At 68.2% G+C, this 15,291-nt stretch carries 16 protein-coding genes; 8 read left to right on the top strand and 8 right to left on the bottom strand.

What is annotated here, in order from left to right; genetic code table 11:
• Positions 1–81: 81 nt before the first annotated feature.
• A complete protein-coding gene (locus tag G6N56_RS06230; protein ID WP_085258601.1) occupies positions 82–1,461 on the bottom strand; it encodes an FAD-binding oxidoreductase in 1,380 nt (459 codons plus the stop codon).
• 93 nt (positions 1,462–1,554) lie between these two features.
• On the opposite strand from G6N56_RS06230, the gene G6N56_RS06225 reads away from it, so the two are divergent.
• Complete coding sequence (locus G6N56_RS06225) at positions 1,555–1,905, top strand: hypothetical protein (protein ID WP_085258602.1); 351 nt, start codon at positions 1,555–1,557, stop codon at positions 1,903–1,905.
• A gap of 1 nt (position 1,906) precedes the next feature.
• Here the strand turns inward: G6N56_RS06225 and G6N56_RS06220 are convergent, their stop codons facing one another.
• From G6N56_RS06220 to G6N56_RS06205, 4 genes are read right to left on the bottom strand one after another with little or no spacing between them, the layout of a single operon-like run.
• The gene (locus tag G6N56_RS06220; RefSeq protein ID WP_085258603.1) at positions 1,907–2,761 is read right to left on the bottom strand and encodes a phytanoyl-CoA dioxygenase family protein; all 855 of its coding nucleotides are present in this window, start codon (positions 2,759–2,761) and stop codon (positions 1,907–1,909) included.
• 32 nt (positions 2,762–2,793) lie between these two features.
• Complete coding sequence (locus G6N56_RS06215; protein ID WP_085258604.1) at positions 2,794–3,255, bottom strand: SRPBCC family protein; 462 nt, start codon at positions 3,253–3,255, stop codon at positions 2,794–2,796.
• Positions 3,252–4,043 carry an SDR family NAD(P)-dependent oxidoreductase gene (locus G6N56_RS06210; RefSeq protein ID WP_085258605.1) on the bottom strand — a complete coding sequence of 264 codons (792 nt, stop codon included), beginning with the start codon at positions 4,041–4,043 and terminating at the stop codon, positions 3,252–3,254. Before G6N56_RS06210 ends, G6N56_RS06215 begins: the two co-directional genes overlap by 4 nt.
• A 13-nt stretch (positions 4,044–4,056) precedes the next feature.
• Positions 4,057–4,485, bottom strand: a complete 429-nt coding sequence (locus G6N56_RS06205; RefSeq protein WP_085258606.1) for a DUF1707 domain-containing protein — start codon at positions 4,483–4,485, stop codon at positions 4,057–4,059.
• Between the two features lie 63 nt (positions 4,486–4,548).
• Here G6N56_RS06205 and G6N56_RS06200 point away from each other — a divergent pair, with 63 nt between their 5' ends.
• Both G6N56_RS06200 and G6N56_RS06195 read left to right on the top strand, forming a co-directional pair.
• Positions 4,549–5,157 carry a TetR/AcrR family transcriptional regulator gene (locus G6N56_RS06200; RefSeq protein WP_085258607.1) on the top strand — a complete coding sequence of 203 codons (609 nt, stop codon included), beginning with the start codon at positions 4,549–4,551 and terminating at the stop codon, positions 5,155–5,157.
• Between the two features lie 130 nt (positions 5,158–5,287).
• Complete coding sequence (locus tag G6N56_RS06195) at positions 5,288–6,703, top strand: CehA/McbA family metallohydrolase (RefSeq protein ID WP_142280864.1); 1,416 nt, start codon at positions 5,288–5,290, stop codon at positions 6,701–6,703.
• Positions 6,704–6,748: 45 nt separating this feature from the next.
• Here the strand turns inward: G6N56_RS06195 and G6N56_RS06190 are convergent, their stop codons facing one another.
• Positions 6,749–8,002 carry a cytochrome P450 gene (locus G6N56_RS06190; RefSeq protein ID WP_085258609.1) on the bottom strand — a complete coding sequence of 418 codons (1,254 nt, stop codon included), beginning with the start codon at positions 8,000–8,002 and terminating at the stop codon, positions 6,749–6,751.
• Positions 8,003–8,090: 88 nt separating this feature from the next.
• Between G6N56_RS06190 and G6N56_RS06185 the strand changes: the two genes are divergently transcribed.
• Positions 8,091–8,543, top strand: coding sequence for a VOC family protein (locus tag G6N56_RS06185; protein WP_085258610.1), 453 nt, complete (start codon positions 8,091–8,093; stop codon positions 8,541–8,543).
• A 154-nt stretch (positions 8,544–8,697) separates the two neighbouring features.
• Complete coding sequence (locus G6N56_RS29715) at positions 8,698–10,557, top strand: cellulose binding domain-containing protein (RefSeq protein ID WP_085258611.1); 1,860 nt, start codon at positions 8,698–8,700, stop codon at positions 10,555–10,557.
• Between the two features lie 46 nt (positions 10,558–10,603).
• On the opposite strand, the gene G6N56_RS06175 is transcribed toward G6N56_RS29715, so the two are convergent.
• Positions 10,604–11,890 carry a hypothetical protein gene (locus G6N56_RS06175; RefSeq protein WP_085258643.1) on the bottom strand — a complete coding sequence of 429 codons (1,287 nt, stop codon included), beginning with the start codon at positions 11,888–11,890 and terminating at the stop codon, positions 10,604–10,606.
• Positions 11,891–12,147: 257 nt separating this feature from the next.
• On the opposite strand from G6N56_RS06175, the gene G6N56_RS06170 reads away from it, so the two are divergent.
• Together G6N56_RS06170 and G6N56_RS06165 are read left to right on the top strand one after the other, a co-directional pair.
• Positions 12,148–12,789, top strand: coding sequence for a TetR/AcrR family transcriptional regulator (locus tag G6N56_RS06170; RefSeq protein ID WP_085258612.1), 642 nt, complete (start codon positions 12,148–12,150; stop codon positions 12,787–12,789).
• A complete protein-coding gene (locus G6N56_RS06165) occupies positions 12,786–13,451 on the top strand; it encodes an enoyl-CoA hydratase-related protein (protein ID WP_085258613.1) in 666 nt (221 codons plus the stop codon). The genes G6N56_RS06170 and G6N56_RS06165 overlap by 4 nt, the downstream gene beginning before the upstream one ends.
• A 22-nt stretch (positions 13,452–13,473) precedes the next feature.
• Here the strand turns inward: G6N56_RS06165 and G6N56_RS06160 are convergent, their stop codons facing one another.
• Complete coding sequence (locus G6N56_RS06160) at positions 13,474–13,887, bottom strand: DUF6636 domain-containing protein (RefSeq protein ID WP_085258614.1); 414 nt, start codon at positions 13,885–13,887, stop codon at positions 13,474–13,476.
• A gap of 126 nt (positions 13,888–14,013) precedes the next feature.
• On the opposite strand from G6N56_RS06160, the gene G6N56_RS06155 reads away from it, so the two are divergent.
• On the top strand, positions 14,014–15,279 hold the full coding sequence (locus tag G6N56_RS06155) for a condensation domain-containing protein (protein WP_232069220.1): 1,266 nt from the start codon (positions 14,014–14,016) through the stop codon (positions 15,277–15,279).
• Positions 15,280–15,291 lie beyond the last annotated feature (12 nt).

The raw sequence follows: 15,291 nt of genomic DNA, 5'->3' as shown, positions 1-15,291 counted from the left end.
GCCCCGCGCGCACCGAGCGTGGGCGTTATGGACGAGATCTGTCGATTTTTCCTCCATAAGCCCCACGGTCGGCGCTGCCGCTCAGGGTTCGGCGAACAGCACGTCGGGGTTGAGGATGCCCGCGGGGTCGAAGCTGCGCTTGATGCGATGCATGAGCGCGACCTTGGCTGGATCCTCGAGCTTGAGGAAGTACGGCGTCTTGGCGCGTCCGAGGCCGTGTTCACCGGAGATCGCGCCGCCCAATTCGATTGCCAACGCGAAGATGTCGCCCATGAGCTTCTTGCGCTTCTCCGCGTCCTTGCACAAGATGGCCAGGTGCACGTTGCCGTCGCCGGCGTGCCCGCAGCCCGCCGCGGCGCCGCCCGCGGTGGAAGCCAGCTCCCGCACCGCGGCAAGGAATTTCGGCATGGAGCCGCGGGGGACCACGGTGTCGATGATGTCGTCGGCGCCGATCGCCTTGGCCGTCCAGAACGCCTTCTCGCGCGCTTCGATCAGCTTGCGTGCCGAGCCGCCTTCCAGCACGTAGACATCGGCGGCGCCCAGCTCGGCGAGCAGCTCGCCGGCCCGCTCGACGTCTTCGTCCAGTCGCTCCGCGGTCCTGTTTTCCAGTGCAACAACGAGATACGCCTGGCAGCTGTCGCGGATCTGATCGGGGATGCCGAGCTCCAGATCCTGCGTGTGCACGAGGGCGGCCATCGTGATCGTGTCGATGTATTCGAGGATGTACGGCCCGAGCCCGCTGGCAAGCACCCGGGGCACCGCCGCCATCACCTGGTCGAAGTCGGCGAACGGGGCGAGCACGGTGGCGCTGTGTTCAAGGCGCGGGTACAGTTTGACGATCACCTCGGTGGCCAGGGCGAGGGTGCCCTCGGAGCCGACGATGAGCTGGGTGAGGTCGTAACCCGTGGAGACCTTGGCGATCTTGCCGCCGGTGCGGATGATCTCACCGGTGGGCAATACGGCCTGCAGCCCGAGCACGTTGTGGCGGGCGATGCCGTACTTCACCGCGCGCATGCCGCCGGCGTTGGTGCCGACGTTGCCGCCGACGCTGGACGACATCTCGCCGGGGTGGACCATGTAACCGAGGCCGAAAGGAATTGTGGTGGCGTCTAATTCGGTGAGGGTCACTCCGGGCTGGACGACAGCGACCTGATTGGTGGTGTCGACCTCGAGGACGGCGTTCATCCGCTCGAACGAGATCAACAGCCCGTCGGCGCGCGGGATCGCCGCGCCGGAAAGCCCGGTGCCCGAGCCGCGGGCCGTCACCGGCGTGCCCTCCTCGGAGGCGGTCGCGAGCAGCTGTGCGACCTCCTCGGCGGTGGCGGGTCTCGCGACGTACGCCGGTTTCTGCGGCGCCTGCGTCAGCTCCTCGTCGTGGGAGTAGTCGTCGGGGACGGCGTCGCCGCTCAGCAGGTTGCCGGCACCGACGATATCGGCGAACCGCGTGGTGATGTCGCTCATGAGGGCCACTCTAAGACCGCCGGTGGGGAGTATCGCCAGCGGTGCCGGGCCCTAGGATGGCCGGATGGCGAGCGGCGATAGACGCGGCCGGCCGTGATCAGGGCCGAGCTGGTTCCGGGGTTTTACTTCGGCGACGACGCGGTGCTGGTCGCCATGGATACCGCCGGCGCGGAGACGGTCCTTGCGGCGTTGATGCAGGCCTCGCGGGACGGGACGGCGCGGCTGGGCCACGGCAGCAAGGCGCACGAGCTCGTCATCGAAGCGGGCGCCGCCGACATCGAGTTGCGCGACGACGGGATCGTGTGGCGTCTCGACCGAGCCAAGGCCGCGGAGATCATCGAGTTGCTGACGGCGATGGCACGTGCCGGGGGCGCGGGCCACCACTACGTCGAGATCGCGAGACCCGCTGCGACGCTGATTCTTTCGCGCAACGAGTACGTGTAGGTCAGGACTCCTGCAGGAGCCGCAGCGGGTGCAGGCCGTCGACGGCGCCGACGAACGGTGGGTGGATGCTGTAGCCGATCATTCGTTGAATGTCCTCGGACAGTGTGCGGGCGATGTCGCGCGGGACCGAGAGGGTGAAGGCCTCCATCGGACGCAGCCAGGGCTGGCAGTACTGGGCGGTGACGGCCAGGCGTGCGCGGTCGGTCGTGTTGGCGCCGCCGCCATGCCAGAGGGTGCCGACGAAAAACAGGCAGGAGCCCGCGGGCATGACGGCGGGGAGCGCGGGGTCATCGGGCCCGGGCGGGCGCCTTCCCCAACGGTGGCTGCCGGGCAAGACAACGGTCGCGCCGCTGTGGGCGGTAAACTCGTCGATCGCCCAGATGGTCGCGGCGGCCAGGGGCGCCCTGGGCCGCGGGATGGGGTAGAAGCCGTCGTCGTGGTGGGGCAGCTGGGCGGACTCACCGGGCTGAATGTTGATGGCCTGCAACGCCGATAACAAGTAGTTGGGCATCAGCAGTCGGTCCAGCACCGCCAGCACCCGGGGATGATCGACGAGCCGGTCGCAGACCCGCGTGCGGCTCAGCACGCTGTAGATACGCTGCGTGCGCCGCCCCTCGAAGGAGTTGCGCCCGGTGTGTCCGAGCCAGCGGGCGACCTCGTCGCGAATCCGCTCGCACTCGTCGGCGGTGAGCAGGTGCTCCCAGATGAGGTAGCCGTCGCGGTCGAGCTTGTCGAGGTCCGCGTCGACGACGGCAGGGTCCACCGAGGCGCCGCCGCTCGGTGTCCGCTTGTGGCGGCGCGCCAGATCGGTCTTGAGGTCGTCCAGCGTCGTGACCCGCTCGTCGTCGAGGCTCATACAGGTGACCCTGGCGCTGACGGGGGCGGTGGTCAAGTGGCGTGGGCGTTCTCGGCGGCGCGGACCAGGCACCCGGCGATGAAGCGGACCACACCGCGCAGGAAGACCAGCATCATCGGGCCGGTGCCGGGCACGCCCTCGGTAAACGACCCCGTCCAGCGCAGGTCGGTACCTCCCGTCGCGTTCGGGGTGAAGACGAGTTCGGCGCGGTAGTCATGTGCGGGAAGGGGCGGGCCGATCTGGACGTAGGCGTGGCGGCGGTCCGGCTCGTAAACCACCGTCTTCTCCCGCATCAGCATCGGCCACATCCCGACCTTGCGGACGGCGCCGACACCGGCCGGTGCCGGGTCGCCAAGCTTCTCCCAACTCGACTGGACAATAAGCGGTTTAGCCCAGCGCGACCAGGTCGAGCCGTCGGTTTCGAGGCGGAACAGCGTCGCGGCCGGCGCGCTTGTGGTGCGGTTGACCTCGAACGTGAACGTCTTGCGGGTCACGACGCTGCCGCCGTCTCTTTCGTGGGCCGCAGCATGCGCCCGCTCATCAGGGCGGCAAGCCATCCAGGGGTGAGCCGTCCTCCGGTCGCCATGACGCTGTTGCGCCATCCCGGGACCACCACCGCGCGGCCGCGGTCCATGCCGCGCAGCCCGGCGGCGACGACGGGCTCGGGCGCGGCGAGGCGGCGGTAGATGGCGGTGTGGGAGACGTCCGACCCCAGCGCGCCGACGAACCCGGTGCGGGTGGGGCCGGGGCACAATGCGGTCACCGTGACGCCGGTGCCGCGCGTTTCGGCCCAGAGCGCCTGGCTCAGCGACAGTACGAACGCCTTGGAGGCGCCGTAGGTCGCCTGGTAGGTGCCCGGCTGAAAAGCGATGACCGAGGCGACATTCAGGATGCCGCCGCGACCCCGTTCCAGCATTCCGGGCAGCACGGCGTGGGTCAGGCGAACCAGCGCGTCAACGTTGACCGCGACCAGTTCGTGTTCGCGGTCGCCGTCGATTTCGGCGAACGGGCCGTAGGTGCCGAACCCGGCATTGTTGACCAGCACGTCGATCACCCGACCGCCCAGGTGGGCGATGAGGTCGGTGACGCCGGCGTCGGTGCCGAGATCGCCGACGACCAGTTCGACGTTCGGGGCCTTGACCTTCTGCGCGACCGCGCTCAGCCGCGCCTCGTCGCGCCCGGCCAGCACCAGCGACAGGCCGCGCCGGGCCAGCTGTTCGGCGAAGATAGCGCCGAATCCCGAACTGGCGCCGGTGATGAGCGCCCATTTCGTGTTGTCCATCGGTTGCCCTCTCTCAGTGAAGTTGGAGCTTGCTTCGGCACCCCGGCGTGGACCGGGCATGGCCGACGAGCCCGATTGCCCCGCCGAGGAGGGGCCAGATCGGCCAGAAGTAGGTTGCGCCCGTCGTGAGGGCGACGGCGGCCCAGACGGTGAGAACGATGGCGGCCATCGCGAGGTAGCCGCCGAGGTGGATGCGCACCGCGCGGCGCGCCGCGGCAGCGCGTGCGGCACGTCGGCGGGGATCGTGCCGGCGGATGCTTTCGAGTGGCAGGTCCGTGAGGCTTCCGCGCAGATCATGGGCCGTCTGCGCTTGAAAGACAGCTTCGAGCCGTCGCTCGTACTCATCCATCGGCAGATAGCCCTGGGCGAGCGCCTGGCCGAGCAGGTCGGCCGTCTTCTCCCGCTCGCGGTCACCGGCGAGCATCGAAATGGTGTCTGGCATGTCAGCCCCCTCCGGGTTGATGTTTATGGCATTAACATAGTCCGGAATGTTAATGTCGTCAACATGCCAGCGCAGCGATCGGGTGTGAAGCGTCGTGACAGCTATCACCACGGCGACCTCAAGCGCGCGCTGACCAGCGCCGCGCTGGCACTGGTGGCCGAGAAGGGCCCGCGGGGCTTCAGCCTCACCGAGGCGGCGCGCCGTGCCGGTGTCAGCCCCGCCGCCCCGTACCGGCACTTCGCCGACAAGGCCGGGCTGCTGGCCGCCGTGGCCGAGCAGGGATTCCGGGACTTGCACGCCGATCTGGCCGCGGCCGCCGCCCGCGCGTCGGACCCAAGGGGGCGCGTGCTGGAACTCGGCCGGGCTTACGTGCGGTGGGGCGTCAACCATCCCGACCACTATCGGGTGATGTTCGGCGGGGAGTCGCTCAAGGCGGACCACCCAGACCTGGCCGCGGCCGCGGAAGAGGCATTCGGGGACCTGCTCGACGCGATCGTTGCGTGTCAGGAGGCCGGGGTCACCCGCGGGAACGACGCCTTGCAGATCGCCGCGCCGCTCTGGTCGCTGGTGCACGGTATCGCGTCGCTGGCCATCGGCGGTGACCTGCGGGCCGTCGGCATCGAGGGCGCGCCGGAGGATCTGGTAAACGGCGTTGTGGGGCAATTGCTTTGAGCCGTGTGTCTGGCGTCGCCGCCTGCGCACGAACATGACAGTGGCCCGACGGCGCGCGTTCGTGTCGATGTAACGGGTGGTTACTCCCTCGTCCGGGATGCTGGCGGTGTACCCGCAGGGGAGGACAGCCATGAGCGCCGCGACGGTCGCGCCCGACGCCATCACCGAGGGTGAGACGATCCACCTGGCGTTCTCGGGGCGGTTCGGATTCGGGATCGACCAGTGGGCGTACCTGCCCTTCGAGGTGCCCGCGGGTGTGCGGCGGGTCCGGGTCGACACCGCGCACGACGCCTTCGCGGTGGGCGGCCCGGTGCGAAACGTATTGGACCTGGGCGTCTTTGGCCCGGCCGGTCACGGCCTGGGCAATGCCGCCGGATTCCGGGGCTGGTCCGGCGGCGCCCGATCCGGCTTCACGATCTCCGACGGGCACACCACGCCCGGTTACCTGGCCGGCCCGATCGAGCCCGGTGTCTGGGCCGTCGCCCTCGGGCCGGTAGTGCTGAGCCCGTGGGGAATGCCCTGGCGGGCAAGCGTCTTCCTGGATCGCGGCTCGTTCGGTGTCGACCGTGGCGGTCTTCGTTCCGATCCGCCACCGCCCGTCGGCCGTGCCGGCTGGTATCGCGGGGATCTGCACCTTCACACCGTGCACTCCGATGGCCAGCGCGATCCCGACGAGATGGCGGCGGCCGCGCGCGCCGGCCGCCTGGACTTCATCGTGTCCACCGAGCACAACACCAACGCCGCCAACCGCGTGTGGCCTTTGTGCCGCACCGGGTCGCTCGTGGTGATTCCCGGCGAGGAGGTCACCACCAGGCATGGGCACTGGCTCGCCATCGGGCTGCCGCCGGACGCCTGGGTCGACTGGCGCTACGCGCCGCGCGACGCCGTCTTCCCGCGCTTCGCCGCCGAGGTCCGCGACGCGGGTGGCCTCGTGGTCGCCGCCCATCCGGCCGTGCCAATGCCGGGATCTTTGTGGGAGTTCGGCTTTGAGCAGGTCGATGCGCTCGAGGTGTGGAACGGCCGGTGGAATCTCGACGACGAAGTGTCGCTGCGGATCTGGCAGCGGTTGCTGCGGGAAGGGCGGCGTGTCGTTGCGGTCGGCGGCAGCGATTCGCACGGCGAGCACCAGCCGGTCGGTTCGCCGCAGACCGTCGTGCATGCCGGCGGGCCGTCCATACCGGCCCTTCTCGACGGGTTGCGCGGCGGCCGCTGCTACATCGCGCGATCCGCCTCTGTGACAGTCGAATTCACGGCTTCGAGCCTGGACGCCGCCGACGTGGCGGGGCCCGGGCAGACGCTTCGAGTGCCGCCCGGGGCGCCGGTCACCGTCACCGTCATGGTCACCGGAGCACCCGGCGCGACCGCCGCGCTGATCACGGCGGCCGGTTGCGTGGGCCGGGCGCCGGTGGGCGGGCCGGGGCGGATGATGCTGCAATGGTCGGTGGATCCGGTAGCCGCGCGGTTCGTGCGGCTGGAGATCCGAGAAGCGCGGCGGCGGCCGCTAGGCGCGATGATCGCATTGACCAATCCGGTGTGGTTGGCCTGAACGGGACTTCGGCTCTTCCGGCCTGGATGCCGTACGTGGGCGGCGTTATCGGTTGGCTGTTCCGGGCGTGAAGGTGACCGGCAGCGTGGCGAGGCCGGTCATGCTTGGGTTGCCGAGGTACTGGTGGACGTTTCCGGCGTCGACCCGGTAGTCGGGGATGCGGGCGAGGACCGCCCTGACCATGGCCGTGGACATGTGGCGGGCCAGGTGCGAACCGATGCAGCGGTGCGGCCCGAGCCCGAAGGCGACGTGGCGGTTGGGTGCGCGGTCGAGGACGATCTCGTCGGGTCTGTCGAATTCGTTCTCGTCGTGGTTGGCCGACAGCCAGCTGATGACGACCTTGTCGTTTTGTCTCAGGCGTTGGCCGCTGATGTCGATGTCTCTGGTGACCGTGCGGCTGAGGGTCTGGTTGACCGAGAAGTAGCGCAGGAATTCCTCGGTGGCGGTGCGGTAGAGCTCGGGGTGGTCGATGAGTCGCCGTCGGGTGGCCGGGTGGGTACCCAGGTGTTGCAGCGTGAGCGCGGTGTGTGAGGTGGTGGTGTCGACGCCGCCGGCGATGAGATTCCACAGGATGTTGAGCAGCTGCTCGTCGGTGAGGCGCTGGCCGTCGAATTCGAACTGGATGAGGAAGCTGGTCAGGTCGTCTTTGGGTTGGCCTCGTCTGGCCGTCGCGAACTCGATGACTTCTTGCATCATGGTGGGGACTTGCGCGATGGCCTCCGCGTACCCGGTGCTGTCCACCGGGAGGGCCATGACCGAGTGAAAGAGGTTGGCGTACAGGTGCCAGTTGTCGTACGGCAGGCCCATGAGCTTCATGGTGAGGACGGCCGGGACCGGGCCGGCGTAGTCGAGGACGAGGTCCATGCGGCCGTCGGCGATTTTCTGGTCGAGGAAGTGGTGGGCCTGTTGTTCCATGAACGGCTTGAGCTTCTGGACGGCGCCGGGGGAGAAGAACGGGGCCAGGGCGTGTCTGAGGGCCTGGTGGTAGGGGCCGTCGACCTCGCCGATGCCCAGGGCCGGTTGGCCTTCCGGGCGCGGGACGCCCATCTCGCCTTGGTAATCGACGCCATCGTCGGCGTCGGGGTCGTACTTGTGGGCGAACGTGTCGCCGTCCCTGGCCGCCTGGCTGACCGCGGCGTAGCTGCTGAGGAACCAGAAGCCGTCGTAGTTGGTGTTCCAGGCGACGGGGCATCTGCCTCTGAGATTTTTGTTGATGGCCAGTTCGTTGAGGTTGTAGTCGTCGGAGTGGTGGTCGAAGTCGACGACGGCGTCGTCGGTGACGTCCGGGCGGGTTGCCATCTGGGCGGTCCTCCACCGTTACTGGGCGCTGGCTATCTGCACTATCTTTGCATTATTACGCTCATGGGTTCCGTCGAGAAAGGCCGCGATGAGTAGTCACCGGACGACCTTCAACCATGTGGGATTGTGTGTCTCCGATCGTGAGCGGTCGCGGCGGTTCTACGAGAACGTGCTGGGGTTTCAGTTCTGGTGGGAGATCGATCCGCCCGACGACCGGACGGCGCGGCTGGTGGGGCTTCCCGAGCCGCTCGGGGTGCATGCGACGTATCTGGTGCGGGACGGGTTTGTGCTGGAGCTGATCGACTACTCGGAGCGTGATGTGCATGCCGGGCCGGAGCGCGTCATGGATCAGGTCGGGCTGACGCATATCTCGTTGTCGGTGTCCGATCTTCCTCGGGCGTTGGCGAAGGTTGCGGAGTTTGGGGGATCGGTGGTTGACGCGACGGTGACTGACGGCTCGGCGATGATCCGGGATCCGGACGGGCAACTGCTGGAACTGCTTTCAGACCAGTGGCTCTCGTTCCTGCCGGCTCGGACCTAGCGGGGATCGGCGGCAACGGACTTCAGGTTCGTGGATAAGCCCAATATGACGATTTCGGCGTACTGGACGTACGTCAAATGGAAAAATGGCGGCGTGCTTCGCGCGCTCGGGAGTCTCTACACGGAGCCGGTAATGGCTGATCGGAGGATGTGGCGTGTCATCGCTGATAGCTGCTCCGGGAAGTGTGGTGGCCGCCGCGGCCGATCTGGTGGGCGTTCGATCGCAGCTGAGCGCGGCATACTCGGCTTCTGGCGCGACGACGGGGATGGCGGCGGCGGCCTCTGACGAGGTATCGGTGGCGATCGCGGCGCTCTTCGGGGCCTATGCGGAGGACTATCAGGCCCTCGGCGCCCGAGCGGAGGCGTTCTTCGACCAGTTCGTGCAAACGTTGAGCGCGAGCGCGCGGTGGTACGAAGTCGCCGAGGCGGCTGCCGCGGAGCGCTTGCAGAGCCTCGGGCAGGGGGCGGTGAATGTTGTGAACGCCGAACTCTTCGGGGGTAGCGGCGGGAGTTCCGGCGGCGGCAGCACCAACGGTGGAGGGAGCGGTGGCGCCGGTACGGGGGGAAGCGGCGGCAGCACCAGCGGGGGGAGCGGCGGCACCACGGGTGGCGGCAGTACGATCGGCGGCACCACCCCGTCCCCGCTTTCAGCGACCTATGCGGTGACGTCGCAATGGGACAGCGGATTCACCGCCAAATACACCATCACCAACTCCGGAGCCAGTCCGGTCACCAATTGGCAGGCCCAATTCGACTTGCCCGCAAACGAATCCATCACGACCGTGTGGAACGCGAATGTCGCCCAGTCGGGCACGCAGTACACCTTGACGCCCGCCAGCTATGACGGCACTATCGCTTCCGGCGGTTCGGTCACCGTTGGCTTCCAAGCCACGCAGACGGGCACCTACTCGCCCCCGACGCACCTGCTACTGAACGGGCAACCGGTCACCATTACCGATCCGGGCGGCACGGGCACCGGCGGAGCCGGAACGGGGAGCGGCGGAATCGGGTCCGGCGGCAGCGGCTCTGGCGGGACGGGGAGCGGGACCACGTCGTCCGGGGTGTACTCACCCTACGTAGACGTCACCCTCTGGCCCGGGCCGAACGGGTACAACTTCGCGAACGCCGCGACCGCCGGAATCAAAGACGTCACGCTCGCCTTCATCACCGCCGACTCCACGGGTTCACCGGCCTGGGGCGGCTATTCGGCGTACGCGGTCAGCGGCGGTTCCCAGATCTCCTTCATCAACAACCAAATCACCGCCATGCACAATGCGGGCATCACCGGGAGCATTTCGTTCGGCGGCGCGGCCGGCACCGATCTTGCCGTCTACGCCGCGTCGAACCACATGAGCGCCGCCCAGCTGGCTCAGAGCTACGAGCAGGTGGTGAACGCCTACCACATTTACAGCCTCGACTACGACGTCGAAGGCGCCATGCAAAGCAACAATTCGGCGCTGACGCTCCAATCGCAGGCGATCGCCATGATGCAGCAGCAGGAGGCCGCCAACGGCACCCCGGTGACAGTGTCCTACACCCTTCCCGTCCTGCCGTCGGGTCTCGTCGCCGGATCGAACGGGGGGCTCAACGTCCTCAACACCGCCAATGCCAATGGCGTGGCCGTATCACGCGTGAACATCATGGCCATGGACTACTACGACCCGTCGGTGACCAACATGGGCACCGCGGCGATCAACGCGGCTACGACCACGCACAGTCAGCTGCTGGCGATGTACCCATCACTGTCCAGCGAACAGGCGTGGCAGATGCTCGGTGTGACACCGCTGATCGGAATCAACGACGACCCGAGCGAGATCTTCACCCTCGCCAACGCCCAACAGCTGACCGCGTTCGCGCAACAGAACCACATAGGCGAACTGTCCATGTGGGAGCTTCCGCGCGACCTCACGGGCACGTTGGGCGCAGTAGACGCCACCGACGGCAGCGGAATCGCGCAGACCCCCTTTGCGTTCTCTCAGATCTTCGAGCAGATCGGCACCGAATCTCAGATGTGATCCGCGACGCCGGTCAACGTCTATGGCGGAGCGTGATCAAGACCGGCTACCCGGATCCAACATCGCTCGCCCGGCACCGCTCGTTCATGATGTCTGCTGCGCCTTCGGAATTTGCGCTCCGCAACGGCCTCGTCATGTGCTCGCCGACGGAAACGAGCCCTCTGCCGACGGCCACAAACACCCGCCCCGTCGTGCTTCCCACGGTGCCCACCGCCGCCAACGCAGCATCGAAAACGCTCGGAATGTGAAAGTCCTCCCAAACCTCCGCCTGATGCTGCCGGGCCTCCGCGAAGCGGTCGAAATCATCCCGCAGGGCGCCGCGCTGCCTGACCAGCTCACGCACGGCCGAGAACCGGAAGCCGTCGATCGCCTCCGATTTCGCGACCCGGTCCAGGATGTCCTTGGCGTGCCGGTAGATGTCCAGGTCCTCGCGCAAATGGTGCTCGACGAGCTCACGGGCTTCGTCGATCGCCCGCAGTAGATGCTCCGGCTGCGTCGACTCGATGCGCGCGAGACTCAGCCGCTGCCACTTGTGCAGCGACTCCTCGGTGATCACCAGCAGGCTCAGCGCGTCGCCAAGCCGGTTGTCACCCACCGCGCTTCGCAGCTTCCCGGCGCGATGATGCACCGGCAGACTCTGATCGAACGACGCCAGGATGCGCCGGACATGGTCGCGCAACTGCTCGACGGTGACGTTGAGCGCCGGCCCGAGAGCGGCCACGGAATCCCAGTACGCCTCGGGCAGCGATCCGTACTTCTCCAGCGAGTCGACCATCCGCGACAGCGTCAGGTTGTTGCCCAGGACGTCGCCCGCGCGCTGCGCCCGGGCCACGTCGAGCACCGCCTCGACCTTGTCTTCCACGCGCCGGACGGCATCCTCCACCTGGGCGACCGCGGACTTCAGCGCCATCTGCACCGCGATCATCTGCGCCGACATCATCGCTTCGGGGCCGAGCAGTGCCGGTTGCCACTGAAGGCGCTCCAGGAACTGGCCCGGATCGGCGCCCGTCGTCAGCCGAAAGACGCCTTCGCCCAACGGAACCAGGTTGCCGTCCCGCAGCGCGTCCATGCTGTCGCGGTGCAGCTGCACATACGTCCCGGAGTCTGCCAGCAGCGCGGCCAGGCCGGCGAGCCGGCTCGCCGCGCCGGCGAGGGATGCGCCGTCGATCCCGGCGACCCGCATGGCCTGCCCGGCGGCCGCCCTCAGCCGCGCCAGGTAGGACTCGACGGCCGCGGGAGCGCCGCCCAGCAGCAGGGCCGCGTCGTGGAACGCGACCACGACCTCGTCGCCCTTGGTGCTTGCCGACGCCTCGAACACCTCGGTTGGGTTCATCGGCACCCCCTGTTCTTCGGCGCGCACGAATGCCGAGAGTTGGCAGGTATTTGTTAGCCAGCAAGGCGGACGCTACACCCATGTTTCCAAGGCGCCCCTCCGGTTCGCCGTCTGTTCGGTATGAATTCACCCAGAACGACGGGCCGGCAGGCGCCAGGCCGCGGCAAATCGAGGTTCGCCCGCCCGTCACGGACGCTACCCGGGGGCGCTCGGACCCGCCCGCAGTAACAGAGCAAACGCTCTGTTACGATCACCCGGTGCCGCGTCCCCGCCTGTACGACCAGGATCTGATCCTCGACGCCGCCGAACGGCTGGCGGTCGAGTCGGGCCCCGGGTCGGTCACCATCCGCGCAATCAGCTCCGCGACCGGCATGTCCAACGGCGCGGTCTACCACACGTTCGGCTCGCGCGCCGGAGTCGTCGGCCGCGCCTGGCTGCGCGCCGGACGCCGATTTCTCGCTGTCCAAACGGAATCCATCGACGCCGCCGGTGACGGCATCGCCGCCGTGGTGGCGGCGGCCGAGGCGCCGGCTGTCTTCGCCGAGCAATATCCCCACTCCTCGCAGCTGCTGTGGATGGTGCGCCGCGACGAACTCCTCGGCCCGGACACGCCCGCCGACATCGCCGACGAACTACGCGACCTGGACCGGCTGCTCGTGGCGTCCATGATTCGGCTGGCCCGCGCCGTCTGGGACCGCAAGGACGCCGCGGCGGTGGACCTCATCACGACCTGCATCGTCGATCTGCCCACCGCAATTCTGCTGCAGCGCAACAGGATCAACGACCCGGGCGCGCGGGAGCGATTGCGCGCCGCGGTCCGGGCCGTCCTGGACGTCGGCGCCCCGGCCAAGCGACGCACCACAGGGTCCAAGCAGCGCACCACAGAAAGGAAGCTATGACACCCACACTGGACTGGGACGACAAGATCGCCGTCTTGCGCCTCGGTGAGGACGAAAACCGGTTCTCCATGCGGTTTCTCGACGCATTCAACCACCACCTGGACGAGATTGAGGGCGCCGGTGCGCAGGGCCTGATCACTACCGGCGGGCCGAAGTTCTACTCGAACGGGCTGGACCTGGACTGGCTGGCCGCCCACGGCGACCAGATGCAGGAGTACGTCGCCCGGGTGCAGGCCATGCTGGCCCGCGTCCTCACCTTCCCGATGCCGACCGCCGCCGCAATCACCGGGCACGCCTTCGGGGCCGGCGCCATGCTCGCCATAGCTCACGACTTCCGGACGATGCGCGCCGACCGCGGCTACTTCTGCTTCCCCGAGGTGGACATCCGCATCCCGTTCACCGACGGCATGGCCGCGCTGATCCAGGCCAAGCTCACCCCGCAGGCCGCCGTCGCATCGATGACCACGGGCCGGAGATTCGGCGGGGGAGACGCCGCCGGACTCGGGATCGTTGACGCCGCCGCTGCGGAGGACTTGGTGGTCGCCGCGGCCACCGACCTGCTGCGCCCATTGGCCGGCAAAGACCCCGGCACCCTGGGCGCCATCAAGCGGACCATGTTCGGCACGCCCGCGCGGGCCCTGACGAGCGTGGCGGCCGATTGATCGCGGCGCAGGCCAACGGTTTTTAGCCGAGCTCGTACGAGTCCCGCGACACCCGGAAGAAATGGCCGGTGCTGGCGTCGGTGCACCTGATGCCGGCGGGCTCGCTGACGCAGGTGACGGTGCCCGCGGACAGCGACTGACCGTATTCGAGCGTTTGCTCGCCGGGCATGCGCAATGTGTCGCCGTGACACTGCATTTCGGCCGGCCGGCCCTGCGGCAGGCTGAACCGATTGCCCCACGCAATGTGTTGGGCGCAAGCCGGTCCGGGCGGCACCTGGTAGGTGTAGTCGCTGACGTCGCATTCGGCGGCGGTGTTGCCCAGCACGCACGCGATGTTTCCCGACGGGGACTGGAAGGGCAGACTGTCGGCGCGCGCGGTTGCCGGCGCGGCCGCCGTGACCGCCGCAAGCACGAGGTAGAGCGTCGTCCTGGTCACTTGCTGAGCCTAATTGGGTGATCGCCCCCGGGTGACGAATCTGTTAAATGAGCGTCTCGTCGTGAACCAAGCCGTCACGCGATCCGTCAACCCCGGTGTCGCATCCCTACGACATTCGGAGACTTGGTGATTGGACATAGCGCGCGGAAACGCGCAACGACCCTGGTGCGCCCCGTCGACGCCGCGGAGCGGCTCTTTTACCGCTTCAGCGAGCGCAACCCGGCGCATTTCCTGATCGTGGCCGAGTTCGGCGAAGTGCTCACCGCGAGCCGGGTGCGGCCGGCGCTCGACGCCATCCAGCACCGGCACCCGTTGCTGTCTGTACACGTCGAGGACCGACCGGAAACGCGCCTCGGGCTCTACCGGGCGCCCGACGTCGCACCTATCGACCTCGCCGTGCGCCACAGCACCGAACTGTCGTGGGACAGCGTCGCGGCCGAGGAGCTCAGCCGCCCGTTCGACCGCTCGCGTGCGCCGCTGATGCGCGCGTGCCTGGTGCGGGGTCCGGCGTGGAGCGCGTTGTTGCTGACCTTCGACCACACGATCGCCGACGGTATCTCGTCGGTATTCGTACTCAACGACGTGGTGAGCGCACTTAATGGCCGGATATTGCCGGATCTGCCCGCGCCGCAATCCCAAGAACAGCTCATCACGCGCACCTTGGGGGCCATCGAGCCCTTCGGCTCCGCCGAGCTCTCCGACGACCCCCGGATGGGCAAGGCAACGACCTTGCGCCCCTTCGACGGTGCCCCGACCAACGTGCACACCCTCGCCATGACGGAAGTCGACACTGCCAGATTGGCGCAACGGTGCCGGGCGGAACGCACCACCGTGCACGCGGCGATGGTGGTCGCGATGTGCCGCGTGCGCGCCGCCGAGCGGGGCGAGGACTTCGTACGTGTCCTGAATCCGATGAACATCCGGCCCCTGATCGGTGTCAACGGGGACTGCGGCCTCTACATCCAGTCGACGTGGACCGGGTGGTCCCCGTCGGACGCGGCGCCGTTCTGGCAACAGGCGCGCGCGATAACCGCGCACCTCGAAGTCGCGCGGTCGCCGCGCGGCATCCGCACTGCGTCGCTCGCCATCCAGCAGGCGATGACGGTCGACAGCGGACCCGACGACGCCGAGAATCTGTTCAGCCGAGTGTGCCCGTGGGAGATGATGGTCACCAACCTCGGTGTGCAGAACCTGGACGGGACGGGCCCGCTGCGACCCACGGCGGTGTGGGGGCCGGTGGTCCAGAGCCAGACCGACGGCGAGTACGTCAACGGCGTCACCACCTACGAGGGCAGGCTGCGCATCGTCACGTGTGGCTACAGCGTTCCGAACACCTTCCTGAAGAGCGCGGGTGAAGCGTTGGCGGCCGCCGTGGAGGAGGAGCGGGCCTAAATATCGGTGGAC

Source organism: Mycobacterium saskatchewanense, from assembly GCF_010729105.1.
Lineage (GTDB): Bacteria > Actinomycetota > Actinomycetes > Mycobacteriales > Mycobacteriaceae > Mycobacterium > Mycobacterium saskatchewanense.
The sequence above is the reverse complement of the archived record's forward strand: the minus strand, read 5'-3'. Positions and strand labels throughout refer to the sequence as shown.

Coding starts and splice junctions, on each gene's coding strand:
- G6N56_RS06165 (WP_085258613.1), top strand. CDS start 12,786: ATGACACCCACACTGGACTGGGACGACAAGATCGCCGTCTTGCGCCTC.
- G6N56_RS06200 (WP_085258607.1), top strand. CDS start 4,549: ATGCCAGCGCAGCGATCGGGTGTGAAGCGTCGTGACAGCTATCACCAC.
- G6N56_RS06220 (WP_085258603.1), bottom strand. CDS start 2,761: ATGAGCCTCGACGACGAGCGGGTCACGACGCTGGACGACCTCAAGACC.
- G6N56_RS06185 (WP_085258610.1), top strand. CDS start 8,091: ATGAGTAGTCACCGGACGACCTTCAACCATGTGGGATTGTGTGTCTCC.
- G6N56_RS06230 (WP_085258601.1), bottom strand. CDS start 1,461: ATGAGCGACATCACCACGCGGTTCGCCGATATCGTCGGTGCCGGCAAC.
- G6N56_RS06205 (WP_085258606.1), bottom strand. CDS start 4,485: ATGCCAGACACCATTTCGATGCTCGCCGGTGACCGCGAGCGGGAGAAG.
- G6N56_RS06195 (WP_142280864.1), top strand. CDS start 5,288: ATGAGCGCCGCGACGGTCGCGCCCGACGCCATCACCGAGGGTGAGACG.
- G6N56_RS06190 (WP_085258609.1), bottom strand. CDS start 8,002: ATGGCAACCCGCCCGGACGTCACCGACGACGCCGTCGTCGACTTCGAC.
- G6N56_RS06210 (WP_085258605.1), bottom strand. CDS start 4,043: ATGGACAACACGAAATGGGCGCTCATCACCGGCGCCAGTTCGGGATTC.
- G6N56_RS06175 (WP_085258643.1), bottom strand. CDS start 11,890: ATGAACCCAACCGAGGTGTTCGAGGCGTCGGCAAGCACCAAGGGCGAC.